The 14,033-nt window shown below is 66.9% G+C and carries 9 protein-coding genes; 3 read left to right on the top strand and 6 right to left on the bottom strand.

What is annotated here, in order from left to right; genetic code table 11:
• Nucleotides 1-122 precede the first annotated feature (122 nt).
• The 4 genes from ABIB29_RS02445 to ABIB29_RS02430 are packed head-to-tail and all read right to left on the bottom strand — an operon-like array spanning nt 123 to nt 8,508.
• On the bottom strand, nt 123-1,592 hold the full coding sequence (locus ABIB29_RS02445; protein ID WP_354169724.1) for a sensor histidine kinase: 1,470 nt from the start codon (nt 1,590-1,592) through the stop codon (nt 123-125).
• 36 nt (nt 1,593-1,628) lie between these two features.
• Complete coding sequence (locus tag ABIB29_RS02440) at nt 1,629-6,497, bottom strand: NAD-glutamate dehydrogenase (RefSeq protein WP_354169722.1); 4,869 nt, start codon at nt 6,495-6,497, stop codon at nt 1,629-1,631.
• Nucleotides 6,498-6,556: 59 nt separating this feature from the next.
• The gene (locus ABIB29_RS02435; RefSeq protein ID WP_354169720.1) at nt 6,557-7,867 is read right to left on the bottom strand and encodes a CpaE/TadZ family protein; all 1,311 of its coding nucleotides are present in this window, start codon (nt 7,865-7,867) and stop codon (nt 6,557-6,559) included.
• Nucleotides 7,864-8,508, bottom strand: a complete 645-nt coding sequence (locus ABIB29_RS02430; protein ID WP_354169718.1) for a CpaB family protein — start codon at nt 8,506-8,508, stop codon at nt 7,864-7,866. The genes ABIB29_RS02435 and ABIB29_RS02430 overlap by 4 nt, the downstream gene beginning before the upstream one ends.
• A 148-nt stretch (nt 8,509-8,656) precedes the next feature.
• Between ABIB29_RS02430 and ABIB29_RS02425 the strand changes: the two genes are divergently transcribed.
• Nucleotides 8,657-8,872, top strand: a complete 216-nt coding sequence (locus tag ABIB29_RS02425) for a helix-turn-helix domain-containing protein (protein ID WP_224047050.1) — start codon at nt 8,657-8,659, stop codon at nt 8,870-8,872.
• Nucleotides 8,873-8,908: 36 nt separating this feature from the next.
• Here ABIB29_RS02425 and ABIB29_RS02420 read toward each other — a convergent pair whose 3' ends face one another.
• The gene (locus ABIB29_RS02420) at nt 8,909-9,526 is read right to left on the bottom strand and encodes a hypothetical protein (RefSeq protein WP_354169716.1); all 618 of its coding nucleotides are present in this window, start codon (nt 9,524-9,526) and stop codon (nt 8,909-8,911) included.
• A gap of 121 nt (nt 9,527-9,647) precedes the next feature.
• Between ABIB29_RS02420 and ABIB29_RS02415 the strand changes: the two genes are divergently transcribed.
• Nucleotides 9,648-10,460 carry a LysM peptidoglycan-binding domain-containing protein gene (locus tag ABIB29_RS02415; RefSeq protein ID WP_354169715.1) on the top strand — a complete coding sequence of 271 codons (813 nt, stop codon included), beginning with the start codon at nt 9,648-9,650 and terminating at the stop codon, nt 10,458-10,460.
• A gap of 125 nt (nt 10,461-10,585) precedes the next feature.
• Nucleotides 10,586-11,092, top strand: coding sequence for an Rv3235 family protein (locus tag ABIB29_RS02410; protein WP_354169713.1), 507 nt, complete (start codon nt 10,586-10,588; stop codon nt 11,090-11,092).
• A gap of 156 nt (nt 11,093-11,248) precedes the next feature.
• Here ABIB29_RS02410 and secA read toward each other — a convergent pair whose 3' ends face one another.
• Nucleotides 11,249-13,984 carry a preprotein translocase subunit SecA gene (gene secA, locus ABIB29_RS02405; protein WP_354169711.1) on the bottom strand — a complete coding sequence of 912 codons (2,736 nt, stop codon included), beginning with the start codon at nt 13,982-13,984 and terminating at the stop codon, nt 11,249-11,251.
• Nucleotides 13,985-14,033 lie beyond the last annotated feature (49 nt).

Genomic DNA, 14,033 nt, shown 5'->3' with positions numbered 1-14,033 from the left:
GCGACAGGACAGCAATGGCCGCAGACCTCCGTCTGCGGCCATTGCCCGTTAAGCAGACCATTTGACGGCCGGCGGGCCGGCCGGTGAGCCGCAGGGTGGGGTCACCGTCGCTGGCCGGGGGGCTACCTTTTGGCCAGGCTCAGGACAATCTGGACAGCCGTTCCGCCGCCCTCCCTCGCCTTCCACTGGATGCTGCCGCCCAATTCGCTCGTCACCAGGGTGCGCACGATCTGCAGGCCGAGTCCCTCCACGTAGGGGGTGGCGGGGATGCCGACCCCGTCGTCCGCGACCGTCACGGTGAGCAGCTCCTCGCCGTCCTCGCTTTCGGAACGGTCCGCGATCAGCCAGACGGTGCCGGTCCGGCCCTCCAGGCCGTGTTCGACGGCGTTCGTCACCAGTTCGTTGATCACCAGGGCAAGCGGCGTGGCAGAGTCGCTCGGCAGCTCGCCGAAGAGTCCGGAGCGTTCCGTCTTCACTTGCTGGGACGGGGAGGCCACCTCTGCCGAGAGCCGGAACTGGCGGCCAATGAGCTCATCGAAGTCGACGCTCTGGGTCAGGCCCTGCGAGAGCGTCTCATGCACCAGCGCAATCGTGGCCACGCGTCGCATCGCCTGCTCGAGTCCCTGTTTGGCCTCGTCGCTGACCATGCGCCGCGACTGCATCCGCAACAGCGCAGCCACGGTCTGCAGGTTGTTCTTTACCCGGTGGTGGATCTCGCGGATCGTGGCGTCCTTCGTCACGAGTTCCATCTCCCGCCGCCGCAACTCGGAGACGTCGCGGCAGAGCACCAGCGCACCAAAGCGCTGCTGCTCGTCGCGCAGGGGAATCGCCCGCAGCGACAGGCTGACCCCGCGGGACTCGATTTCACTGCGCCACGGCATGCGTCCGGTGACGACCAGCGGGAGGGTCTCGTCCACCAGGCGGCGGTCCTTCAGCAGGCCCGCGGTCACCTCGGCCAGGCTCCTGCCCTCGAGGGACTCGCCGTCGCCGAGCCGGCGGAACGCCGAGACCCCGTTGGGGCTCGCGTACTGGACGATGCCTTCGGCGTCGAGCCTGATCAGGCCGTCACCGACGCGGGGGGCGCCGCGGCGGGACCCGGTGGGCGAGGCAAAGTCCGGCCACAGTCCCAGCGTCCCCATCCGCAGCAGATCGTAGGCGCATTGCCGGTAGGTCAGCTCCAGCCGCGACGGCATCCGGGAGCTGGAAAGGTCCATGTGGGTCGTGACAATCGCCAGCGTCCGGCCGTTGCGGACCATCGGCACGGCCTCGACCCGCAGGGCCATGTCGCTGCTCCAGTTGGTCTCGTTGGAGCGCTCGATGGTGCGGCTCTCCCAGGCCTTGTCGACCAGCGGCTGCAGATCCGACCTGATCCCCTCCCCCACGAAGTCGGCGTGGAACACCGTATGCGTGGTGGAGGGGCGGACGTGGGCCAGCGCCACATAGCCGAACTCAGGGTGCGGAAACCACAGCGCCAGGTCCGCGAACGCCAGGTCCGCGACCATCTGCCAGTCGCCGACAAGGAGGTGCAGCCACTCAGCATCCCCCGGCCCGAAATCAGCATGCTCCCTGATAGGGTCCGTAAAGATTGCCACAGCACCTCCATTTGCGACGCCGGCAGTGTCGGCTGCCTAGCGTCGAACGATTGACCTCAAGAGCCTCAATGCTACCGACAGCGAGGCCATGTCATCGGCCTCGAGGGCGTTCACCTCATCGAACATGCTCCTCGCCCGGTCCAGCTGCTCCACATTCTGGCCCTCCCAGGCTTCCAGCCGCTCCTCCGCCGGCATTTCCGGAGACGTTGCCTCCAGCACCGCCGTCGTCATGTCTGAAACGGTCGAGTAGAGGTCGTCACGGAGGGCGGCCCGGGCCAGCGCCTGCCAGCGGTCCCTCCGCGGCAGTTTCGTGATGCGTTCGAGCAGCGAGTCGGCGTGGAAGCGGTTGAACACCGTGTAGTAGACATGGGCGATGTTCTCGACGGGTTCCGGGCTGGCGTGGACGATCTTGGCGATGTCCAGCAGCACGAAGCTCTCGAACAGTTCCGCCCAGCGGTGCGCCAGGTCCTCGGGCAGTTCCCAGCCGCGCGCCTTCTCGAGCCATTCGGCCACCCGGGCGCGGTCTTCGCCGCGCAGGTAGTCCAGCAGGCGTGCCCGCATCGGATCCATCAGCGGCTTGAACTCGCCAACGATCTCGGCAATGGGACGGGAAGCGTTGCCCTGGCTCAGGACCCACCGCACGGCCCGGTCCAGCAGCCGGCGGATGTCCAGGTGCACGGTGCTCCAGTGCTCAGTCGGGAAGGACGCGGGCAGCTCGTTGAGTTCCCCGACCATGATGTCCAGTTCGTAGACCTCGCGCAGCGCCACGAAGGCCTTGGCGACGGCGGCCTCGGTGGCCGAGGTCTCCTCCATGGCGCGGAATGCGAAGGTGATGCCGCCCATGTTGATCATGTCGTTCGCCACCACCGTGGCGATGATTTCGCGCCGCAGCGGATGGGTGTCGAGCTCGGCGTCGAACCTGTCGCGCAGCTGCTGCGGGAAGTAGGCCCGCAGCGTCTGCCGGAACCACGGGTCCTCGGACAGGTCGCTGTCCCGGAGTGCCGAGGCAAGTTCGATCTTGGCGTAGGCCGCCAGCACCGACAGCTCGGGCGAGGTCAGCCCCTGGCCCTGTTCCAGCCGCTCGCGCAGTGTCTCCGTGGTCGGGAGCGCCTCCAGATCGCGCTTCAGATCGGCGGACTTTTCCAGCCAGTCCATCAGCCGCTCGTAGCTGGGGCTCCATTCGGAAACCCGCATCCGGTCGTTGAGCAGCAGGATGTTCTGGTCGATATTGTCCTCCAGCACGAGCCGGCCGACCTCGTCGGTCATCGATGCCAGGAACTCCGAACGCTCCGCAGGATCCAGCTTCCCCGCGGCAACCATCCGGTCCACGAAGATCTTGATGTTGACCTCGTGGTCGGAGCAGTCCACGCCGGCGGAGTTGTCGATCGCGTCCGAGTTCAGGATGACTCCCTGGAGGGCCGCCTCAATTCGGCCACGCTGGGTCATGCCCAGGTTTCCGCCTTCACCGACCACCTTCACGCGCAGGTCGCGGCCGTCGACCCGGATGGAGTCATTGGCTTTGTCGCCCACCTCGGCGTTGGTTTCGGTGCTGGCCTTGACGTAGGTGCCGATTCCGCCGTTGTAGAGCAGGTCGGCCGGGGCGAGCAGGATCGCGCGCAGCAGTTCGGGCGGGCTGAGCTGGGTGGTCCCGTCGGGCAGTCCGAGCGCGGACCTGACCTGCTCCGAGACCGGGATGGACTTGGCCTGGCGGGCAAAGACACCGCCGCCCTCGCTGATCAGTGACTTGTTGTAGTCGTCCCAGGAGGAACGGGGCAGCTCGAAGAGCCGCTGGCGCTCGGCGAAGGAGACAGCCTCATCCGGGGTGGGATCGAGGAAGATATGCCGGTGATCGAAGGCTGCAAGCAACCGGATGTGCTTGGAGAGCAGCATGCCGTTGCCGAACACATCACCGGACATGTCGCCGACGCCGACGACCGTGAACGGTTCGGACTGCGTGTCCAGGTCCAGCTCGCTGAAGTGGCGCTTGACCGATTCCCAGGCGCCGCGGGCGGTGATGCCCATGGCCTTGTGGTCGTAGCCGACGGAGCCGCCGGAGGCGAAGGCGTCACCGAGCCAGAAACCGTATTCCGCGGCCAGGCCGTTGGCGATGTCGGAGAAGGAGGCCGTTCCCTTGTCAGCCGCGACGACAAGGTAGGAATCGGCGTCATCGTGCCGTACGACGTCGGCCGGCGGCACCAGCTGCTCACCCTCCGTCGTCGTGACGAGGTTGTCCGTGACGTCCAGGAGACCGCGGATGAACGTCTTGTAGCTTTCGACGCCCTCCGCCATCCAGGCGGTGCGGTCCGCCGCCGGGTCCGGGAGTTGCTTGGCGTAGAACCCACCCTTGGCACCGGTGGGCACAATTACTGCGTTTTTGACCGTCTGGGCCTTGACCAGGCCAAGGATCTCCGTGCGGAAATCCTCGCGCCGGTCCGACCAGCGCAGCCCGCCGCGGGCGACCTTGCCGAAGCGCAGGTGCACCCCCTCGACCCGGGGCGAGTAGACCCAGATCTCGAACATCGGCCGCGGGAACGGCAGGCCCTCGATGGCGGAGGGGTTCAGCTTGAAGCTGAGGTGCGGTTTGTTCTGGTAGTAGTTGGTGCGCAGCGTCGCCAGGATCAGGTTCTTGAAGGTCCGCAGCACCCGGTCGGCGTCCAGGGTCGCGACCTTTTCGATCGCAGCGTCCAGTCCGGTGAGGACCTCGTCCTGCCGGAGCCGGCGTGCTTCCTCGTCCAGCGAGGGGTCGAAGCGGGCCTCGAACAGGGCGCTGAGTCCGCGGTTGACATCAGGGTTGGCCAGCAGGGTGTCGGCCAGGAATCCGTAGGAGTTGGTATTGCCCATCTGCCGCATGTACTTGGCGTAAGCACGCAGCACGACCACCTGGCGCCAGTGCATTCCCTCGCGCAGCACCAGCCGGTCGAAGCTGTCCGATTCCACCGCGCCGGACACCGCGGCACCGAAGGAGTCCGCGAGCAGCTGCCCGGTCTTGAGCGGGTCCACCCCGGCCGGGTACTTCAGGCCCAGGTCGTAGAGGAAGAAGTCACGGTGGTCCGCGGTTTCGATCTCGAACGGGCGCTCGTCCAGGACTTCCAGGCCCAGGTTGTGGAAGTAGGGCAGAATCTGGCTGAGGCTCTTGGGCTCGAGCATGTAGAGCTTGACGCGGGCGTCCTCTTCAAGCGTCGCGCCGGCGCCGTCGGGGAGGTAGACATGGACGCCGGGATGTTCCTGGGCCGCTTCGGCCGCCGGCGCGGCACCGTACTTCTCGAAGCGGGCGATGTCCTCCAGGGCATCCTCCACCTCGTAATCGACGCGGTAGCCCGCGGGGAAGGCCTCGGCCCATACCACGGCACGTCCCTTGGCGCCGTCGTCCTTGGCGCCGCCGGGGCCATCGGCGCGGGCGCGCAGGACCTCGGCGATGCCTTCGCTCCACGAGCGGGCCGCGCGGACCAGCCGTTTCTCGACATCGTCGCTGTTGACGTTGCTGACATCGGCGTTTTTCGGAAGCCTGATCCGGAAGAAGAGCCGGGCCAGGGCGGATTCGGTCATCCGCGCTTCATAGTCGATGGACACGGCGTCGAAGGTCTCACGGAGTTCCTGCTCGATGCGCAGGCGCACGTTCGTGGTGTACCGGTCGCGAGGAAGGTAGACGAGGGCGGACATAAAGCGCCCGTAGATGTCCGGTCGGAGGAACAGCCGGGTCCGGCGCCGTTCCTGCAGCCGCTGGATGCCGGTCGCAATGGCGGCCAGATCGGGGATTTCGATCTGGAAGAGCTCGTCGCGGGGGTAGGTTTCGAGGATGCCCAGGAGGTCCTTGCCCGAGTGGGAATCCGGCGGGAAGCCGGCCTCGCTCAGGACCGCGGCGACTTTCTCGCGGACCACCGGGATTTCGCGCACGGATCCGGCATAGGCCGTGGTGGCGAAGAGTCCGATGAAGCGGCGTTCGCCGTTGACGTTGCCGGCTGCATCGAAGCTCTTGACTCCGATGTAGTCCAGGTACGCAGAGCGGTGGACGGTGGAGCGGGAGTTGGCCTTGGTGATAACGAGCGCACGCTTTTCGCGGGCCTTCTTCCGGCCAGTCTCGGTGAGGTGCTGGATCTGGTGCGGGGTGTCGGCCCCGCCGCGCAACAGCCCGAGGCCGCTCTCGTCCCGGGGTTCCAGGACATCCTCGCCGGATTCGTTCTTGAGGTCATATTCGCGGTAGCCGAGGAAGGTGAAGTTCCCGTCGTCCAGCCAGCGGAGCAGGTCCTGGGCCTGTCGGAGTTCGGCGATCTGCGCCGGATTGGCGAGCTTGTCCAGGTCCCCGGCAATTTGGATGGCCCGGTTCCGCATCTTCGGCCAGTCCTCCACGGCGGCACGCACATCGTCGAGCACCCGTCCGATGCCCTCGGTCAGCGCCGCGCGCTTCACGTCGTCGACGCGGTCGATTTCGACGGCGATCCAGGACTCCATGTGGGAGGCGTTGTCGCCCTGGGCGATCAGGTGCGACAGGTTCGGCATTGCCGCCGTGTCGCCGCTGGAGATGCCCAGGTGCGAGGGGACCCGTGCGACCCGGACCAGCTCACCGCTCTCACGGTTGCGGGTCACGACGAACAGCGGATGCATCACCAGGTGGATGGGGGCGTTCTGCCGGACCAGTTCGGCGTTGACCGAGTCAACAAGGAAAGGCATGTCGTCGGTGACGATGAAAACGACACTGCGGTCGGCTTCGTCGGCGATGGTGATGTTGGCGTTGCCCGGAACTCTGCGCGCCGCCGTCTGGCGGTGCGTCTGCGCCCGTGCAGCGAGCAGTTCCCCGGGATATGCCCGGGCGTCTTCCCCGGCGAGGTGCTCGTAGTAGTCCCTCAGGTAGCCTTCTCCGGCACCGATCGAAACGGGTTGATCCTCCACGCTGGACCCAGACGACATCGACAAACGCCTCCATCAAGAAAGTTCATGGCCGCTTCGTTGCGGCCCTCATGGCGAGCCTAACTCTTTAGCCGGCGCTTCGCTGTGGAAGAAAATACAGAGGATCGGCGGTTTTGCTGGACGGGTGCACAAACGAGCGCGGCGATGGATTTCCGGAGCGGAGAATCGGGCGCCGCTTCGAGCAGCAGCGACCCCGAAAGGAGGGCAGCGTCACTCGAGACCGGATCCGCCGGCAGGAATGCCCCCAGCGGGGCGGCGGGACCGTACCGATCCCAGGCGTCGCGCAATTGCCGCTCCGGAGAGCGTCCCACCGCGGACTGGCGGACCTTGTTCAGCACCACGCGCGGCGATGCCTGCGGGACGGCTGATTCAAGTTCGGCCAGTCCCCGGACCAGCCGCGGGACGCCGATCGAATCAGCGGCCCCGACGGCGAACACGGTGTCGGCCAGTTCAAGGCTCCTCAGCGTCGCGGCGTTCCGGCGCGGCGCCATCGTGTCGAAACTCAGCTCTTCGTCGCTTTCAAGGCAGAAACCCGTGTCGACAACGGTGACGTCCGCGACCTGCCGGGCGCGCGCCAGCACGAGGGACAGCGCGGCGGCGCGGAGTTCAGTCCAGCGGTCCGCCCGGGTGATTCCGGTCAGCACACGGAAAGATCCCGCCCTGGTCACCACCGGCGCGGCGATCCGGAGCAGCGCATCGGCATCGAGGAGACCCTGGTCCGCAAGACGGCAGGCCTGCGCGAGCCCTGCGGATTCGTCCAGGAGTCCCAGCATCGCTGCGACGCTGGCACCGTAGCTGTCGGCATCCACCAGCAACACCGATTTTCCCTCGGCAGCGAGTTCCGCCGCCATGTTCGCTGCGAGCAGGGTCCGGCCCGGCGAACCGGCCGGGCCCCACACCGCAATGATCTCTCCGGTGCCGGATCCTTCCGGGCCCTTCGCGGCAGCACCGGGGAGGCCGGGCACCGGGCCGGCGTCGGCAAGTCCGGGGCCGTCGCCCGGCCGAAGCCTCCGGTCAGGTCCGGACAGGCGTGCCACAGCCCCCGTGATGCTGCTGGAGAGGGCCGCGGCGTCAACCCCGGTAAGTTCGGCGTCCACGCCGATCCCCTGCAGCCGGGCCTTTTCCTCCGGGCTGTCGGTCAGGGCCACGACGGCCACACCGACGGCGGACAGCCGGTCGACCAGCGACGCCGTCAACTCCTCGCTGCCCTGCGCCACGACGGCGGCCCGGGCCAGGCCACCCTGGCAGGCCGCCAGCAGTTCCGCCAGTTCGTTGCACCGCCGGACAACGGACACCGGCCCATGAAGCCGTTCCAGCCTGCCGACCAGGTCTTCGCGCGAGTCCCCGACAGTGACGACCGGGATGCTCATCGGTTTGCACCACGCGGGTTCCAGACCACGGAGATCTTTGCCTTGTTGGCCTGCGCGCCCAGCAGATTGGGCATCTGCTCGTCCGTCACCAGCACCATCACAATGGTGGACCGCGCGGACCCGAGCGCGGTGCTGCCCTGGGTGATCTGGGCGATTTCGGCTCCCGGCAGCAGCAGGGTCGGCGCAGTGAACCCGTTCCGGGCATCGGGCAGCGCAACCCAGACATCCACCCGTGACCCGGCGACCGCCTGTGGCGGCAGGGCCTCATCAATAGTGACTGCGACCGGTTTCCGGTCCAGGCTGTCGACCTGCCCGAAGCTCGCGCGCGGCACCAGTTCGTCCTTGCCGATTCTCTGGACGGCGACGAGCCCGTCCGGCACGCCGCCCGCGGGTGTCAGATAGTGCTGCTCGACATCGCCCAGGCGGACCTTGACGCGGTTCAGGTTGTCCACGGTCAGTTTTTCGCCGACGGCGATCGACTCCCGGGCGGTGTAGGCCTCGGCTGTCTGGTCCGCAGCCCCCACCAGGGAGATCACCCCCGCGACGGAGGCCAGGACGAGAAGGATGCCGATGAGGAGCCTGGGATCTTTCCAGGATGGTTTCTTCAGCCGCGCCCCGCCGGCTACCGTGCTCCCACTCATGCGCCTGCTCCCCCCGTAGTCGCCCCCCGGCACTGGCCGGGCACCATCATTGTTACGTCTTCGCGCCCTGACCGGAAGATGCCGGAACAAAGAAGGGCAAACTGTGGATATCGGCATCAGACGAAGCCATTGGTGGCAAAATGGAGTCATGCCCCGATTCCTGACCCTTGCCGACGTCGCAGAGCAGCTCCAGATCAATGCCCCGGCTGCCTACGCGCTCGTGCGCAGCGGTGAGCTTAAGGCCATCCAGGTGGGCGGAAGGGGCCAGTGGCGGGTCGAGGAGAAGATGCTTGAGCAGTACATCGAGGAGCGTTACGCGGAGGCAAGCCGGATGATCGAAGAGGCAAAGTCCAAGTCCCGCTGAGCCCGGTGTCCCGGGAGCGCAGCAGCGCCCGGCCCGTTATCCTGCCTGGTGTCCCGGGGCCCGGGCCGACCTGATCCCGGCCAGCGCGGCAAAGGGGATGGTCGCCAGCTGCCGGACGTTGGCCGCTCGCCGGTCCTCGCCGTCGCCGGTGACCGCCAAGTCAAGGTAGTCCCGGCCGACCCTGTCGATCACCCCGTGGAGCGTCCTTTCACCCGTTGAGCCACCCGAACTCAGGACGGCCAGGGCGGTTCTGTCCCGTGCCAGCCCGCGCAGGGCGCTGGCCAGGCCCAGCCTCTGCCGGACTTTGGACGGCTCGGGGACGGCGAGCCGCGAGAGCCCGAGGTAACGTACCGCCGAGGCGTAGGGAACCAGCACCTGGTGCAAGGGTTCATCCAGCACAAGCGCCTGGCTTCCGGCGTGGCTCAGGGTCCCTTCGAACATCGATCCGGACGCAAGTTCAACCACAATCAGCATCCCCAGCGAGCCGCGCAATCGGTCCGCGAGTTCCACCGCCGCCGCCTCCGCCCGGGTCCGCTCCGCGATTTCCGCGTCGAGATCCAGCCGTTCACTGGCGGCCATTTGTGTCTCCAGGTCCTCAAACAGGGCATCCCAGCGCATGGCGCCAGCGTAGGCGCGCCATGCCGCAACGGTCAACAACGCCTTCTTGAATCAGCTCTAGACAAATGCCTTGATCAAGGATCAAACTGTGTCTAAACACATCAAACAACACTAAACGGCATCAAGTGCCGGTCACTCCACGAGAGGCGGTCAGAACATGAAGGCAGCAGACTTCCCGGATTCGAGGCACCGGCGCGGGCTCCACGCCGACGCGGCCATGACCGCCGCCATTTTGCTGCTCGGGCTCCTCCTCGCCGCCACCGGCGGCGGCATCGTCCAGCGCTGGCCCTCCCCGGCAGGGCGGCCGTCCCCCGGGTTCGAAGACCAGCTTGGCGTTGCGGCCAACATGGCCGGCCTGATCGTGGTCATGTGGTGGGCCCTGTCTTTTGTCATTGCTGTCGCGGCGGCCCTCCTCGATCGCTGCGGGAACATCCGTGCCGCGTCGGCGACCGGAAAGTTCACCCCCGCCTTCATGCGCCGCCTCGCCCTGGCCCTGGTCGGGCTCCAGCTGATCACCGCACCTTTGGCCACAGCGTCTCCGCCCCCGGCCCTCCCTGGATACCCGGGAGCCACCTCGGCAGCATCCGCCGCGTGGACGCCGACGGCGGGCCCGGCGATGACTGGGACCCTGCCGCCCGCCGGGATCGCAACGCCCGGTCCGGTGCCGCAGCCCGGCGCCCAGGCCATCGCCGACCCGCAATGGCGGCCGCTCAGCCCGGTTGTCGAACCCGGCCCGCTGGCGCGGGGCCGGCTGCGTGCGCCCCAGCCCGGAGGCCCGTCCACGGAGGTGACCGTCCGCCCCGGAGATTCATTGTGGAGCCTGTCGGCGGCCCGCCTGGGACCCTACGCCTCCGACGTCGACATCGCGGTGGACTGGCCCCTGATCTACCAGGCCAACAGGGACATTATCGGCGGGAACCCCAACCTCCTGCGGCCGGGCCAGGTGCTCCAGCTTCCGCCCGCACACTGAAGCCGCAGGCGCCGAATCGCCGAGGCCGCCCCGGTATGCCGCACCCAGTTCCGTCAACAAGCACCAGCAGCACAACGATCGCCCAGCCATCCGCGAACCGCCAGCCCAACTGCAAAGGAAACATCATGAGCGCCATGCCCGGCCCCCGCGCCGCCGCAGGAACCCCCACCTCCACTGCCACGCCACTGCGTCTGGTCCCGGGAGGCGCACCTGGCGCCATCCCGTCCGGTCCTGGCGTTCCGGCACCGTCGCTCCGTCCGTCACCACCGCTCCGTGTGGCCGATGAGGACCGGGAGATCTGTGCGATCTGCCGCAGCACGGTTCAGGCCGCCATCGAGGTCCTGGCCGGCACCCGGCCGGCGCAGCAGCTCGCCCGGCGGCTCGACGAGCGCTGCCTTGCGGCGCTGCAGCACCGGGCCGCGCTGACCCGGAGGGTGCCCTGCGGAGCGTCACCGACCGCCGGCCGGATGCACCGCAACCCCTCGGTCCGCTCGGTCCGGGCCTGCCGGGTCTCCGCTGACGTGTATGAGGCCAGCGCCGTCGTGGTCGAGGAGTTGCGGGTCCGGGCGGTTGCCCTGAGGCTCGAGCGGAGCAGGCTTGCCTGGCGGGTCACCGTGCTGGAAATCGGTTGACAGCCGACACACCTGGTCTGCGAAACACGCGGGGGGGCCGGCTAACGGAACCGAGGAAAGGAGGAGGCAGCAACGAAAGAGGACCGGAGCGTACTCCGGTCCTCTTGTCGTTCCTGCGCCGTTCGGCCTGGCAGCTAAGGCTCAGCCGGCAGCCGGCTAGCGCCGCTTCTTCTTGTTCGCGCGGCGCGGGGAGTCCTGCGCAGCCTTGGCCGGGTTGCCGGAGCGGCCGGAGGTCTTGGCCTCGACGCGCGTCTGGGCCGAACCGTCCTCGCCGGGTGCCGTGTACTGCAGCTGGGCCGGCTTTTCGGGAGCCTCGAGCCCGGCTGCCCGGATCTGCGGTTCGTGGTGTTCAGTGTGCTGGCCCGCGGCGTCCGCCACGACGACGTCCTCGGCGGGGGTCACCTCGACCTCGAGGTTGAACAGGAAGCCGACGCTTTCCTCCCGGATGGCCTCCATCATGGCCTGGAACATCATGAAGCCCTCGCGCTGGTATTCCACCAGGGGATCGCGCTGGGCCATCGCACGCAGGCCGATGCCTTCCTTCAGGTAGTCCATCTCATAGAGGTGTTCCTGCCACTTGCGGCCGATCACGGACAGGACAACGCGGCGCTCGAGTTCGCGCATGCTCTCATGGCCGATGGCTTCCTCGCGTGCCTGGTAGACCAGCCGCGCGTCGGAAAGAATCTCCTCCCTGAGGAAGTCCACCGTGATCCGCGACTTTCCGCCGGCCTCGTCGATGAGGTCGCGCGGGGTGACGCTCACCGGGTAGAGGGTTTTGAGGTTGGACCAGAGCAGGTTGAAGTCCCAGTCGTCGCCGGTGCCCTCCGCGGTGGCTTCCTCGATGAACGAGTTGATCGTGTCTTCCAGGAAGAACTGGACCTTCTCATGAAGGTCACCGCCCTCGAGGATGCGGCGGCGGTCGCCGTAGATGGCCTCGCGCTGGCGGTTCAGGACGTCGTCGTACTTCAGGACGTTTTTCCGCTGTTCGGCGTTGCGTCCTTCGACCTGGCCCTGGGCCGAGGCGATGGCACGCGAGACGAGCTTGGATTCGAGTGCGACGTCGTCGGGCACCGAGCTGTTCATCAGCCGTTCTGCCGCGCCCGAGTTGAACAGGCGCATCAGGTCGTCGGTGAGCGACAGGTAGAACCGGGACTCACCGGGGTCGCCCTGGCGTCCGGAGCGTCCGCGCAGCTGGTTGTCGATCCGGCGTGATTCGTGCCGTTCGGTGCCCAGCACGTAGAGGCCGCCGAGGCTGAGGACCTCCTCGTGCTCGTCCTTGACCGACTGCTTGGCCGCTTCGAAGGCTGCGGGCCAGGCCGCTTCGTATTCTTCGGAGTTTTCTTCCGGGTCCAGGCCGCGCTTTTCGAGTTCGGCGACGGCGGTGAACTCGGCGTTGCCGCCGAGCATGATGTCGGTGCCGCGGCCCGCCATGTTGGTCGCGACGGTCACGGCAGCCTTCCGGCCGGCCTGGGCCACGATCGCAGCCTCACGGGCGTGGTTCTTCGCGTTCAGGACCTCGTGCCGTACGCCTTCCTTGGCCAGCAGCCTGGAGAGGTATTCGCTCTTCTCGACGCTGGTGGTGCCAACCAGGATCGGCTGGCCCTTTTCGTGCCGTTCGGCGATGTCCTGGACAACGGCGTCGAACTTGACGGCCTCGTTCTTGTAGACGAGGTCGGCCTGGTCGATGCGCGTCATGTCTCGGTTGGTGGGGATCGCGACGACGCCGAGCTTGTAGGTGCTCATGAACTCAGCGGCTTCGGTCTCGGCGGTACCGGTCATGCCAGCGAGCTTGTCGTACATGCGGAAGTAGTTCTGCAGCGTGACCGTGGCGAGCGTCTGGTTCTCTGCCTTGATCTCGACGCCTTCCTTGGCCTCGATCGCCTGGTGCATGCCTTCGTTGTAGCGCCGGCCCGCGAGGATACGGCCGGTGTGCTCGTCGACGATCAGCACCTCGCCGTCGAGGATGACATAGTCCTTGTCCCGTTTGAAGAGTTCCTTGGCCTTGATGGCGTTGTTCAGGAAGCCGATCAGCGGGGTGTTGGCGGACTCGTAGAGATTGTGGATGCCGAGGTAGTCCTCGACCTTTTCGATGCCGGCCTCGAGCACACCGACCGTGCGCTTCTTTTCGTCGACCTCATAGTCCTCCTCCGGTTTGAGCCGGGTGACGACCTTGGCGAACTCGCTGTACCACCGGTTGGTGTCGCCCTGCGCAGGGCCGGAGATGATAAGCGGGGTCCGTGCCTCATCGATCAGGATGGAGTCAACTTCATCGACGATGGCGAAGTGGTGGCCGCGCTGGACGAGCTCGGACTTGTCCCATGCCATGTTGTCGCGCAGGTAGTCGAAGCCGAATTCGTTGTTGGTGCCGTAGGTGATATCCGCGGCATACTGCTCGCGGCGCACGGCGGGGTCCTGGTTGGACAGGATGCAGCCGCTGCTCAGGCCAAGGAACCGGTACACACGGCCCATGAGGTCCGACTGGTATTCAGCGAGGTAGTCGTTCACGGTGATCACGTGCACACCTCCGCCGGCAAGGGCGTTGAGGTACGCCGGGGCGGTCGCCACGAGGGTCTTTCCTTCACCGGTCTTCATTTCGGCGATATTGCCCAGGTGCAGGGCGGCACCGCCCATCAGCTGGACGTCGAAGTGCCGCATGCCGAGCGTGCGGGAGGAGGCTTCGCGGACGGCGGCGAACGCCTCGGGCAGGAGGTCATCGAGCTTCTCGCCGTCCACGTGGCGGGCACGGAGACGGTCGGTCTCCTCGCGCAGCTCGGCGTCGGTGAAGGTCTGGAAGGAGCTTTCAAGGGCGTTAATGGAATCGGCATAGTTCCGCAGTTGCCTCAGGGTTTTTTTGTCACCCGTGCGGAGAAGTTTTTCGATAAGTGATGCCACGTGAAGTTGCTCCCAGTCTCAAGCTGCCGAATTCTGGCGTGTTTAGTCT

The organism is Arthrobacter sp. UYEF36 (assembly GCF_040547025.1).
In the GTDB taxonomy this organism is placed as follows: domain Bacteria; phylum Actinomycetota; class Actinomycetes; order Actinomycetales; family Micrococcaceae; genus Arthrobacter.
Note: the sequence above shows the minus strand (reverse complement) of the source record. Positions and strands in the feature narration are given on the sequence as shown.

Bases quoted from the DNA above. Each gene is read 5' to 3' on its own strand.
- ABIB29_RS02440 (WP_354169722.1), bottom strand. From the start codon at position 6,497: ATGTCGTCTGGGTCCAGCGTGGAGGATCAACCCGTTTCGATCGGTGCC.
- ABIB29_RS02435 (WP_354169720.1), bottom strand. From the start codon at position 7,867: ATGAGCATCCCGGTCGTCACTGTCGGGGACTCGCGCGAAGACCTGGTC.
- ABIB29_RS02430 (WP_354169718.1), bottom strand. From the start codon at position 8,508: ATGAGTGGGAGCACGGTAGCCGGCGGGGCGCGGCTGAAGAAACCATCC.
- ABIB29_RS02425 (WP_224047050.1), top strand. From the start codon at position 8,657: ATGCCCCGATTCCTGACCCTTGCCGACGTCGCAGAGCAGCTCCAGATC.
- ABIB29_RS02415 (WP_354169715.1), top strand. From the start codon at position 9,648: ATGAAGGCAGCAGACTTCCCGGATTCGAGGCACCGGCGCGGGCTCCAC.
- ABIB29_RS02410 (WP_354169713.1), top strand. From the start codon at position 10,586: ATGAGCGCCATGCCCGGCCCCCGCGCCGCCGCAGGAACCCCCACCTCC.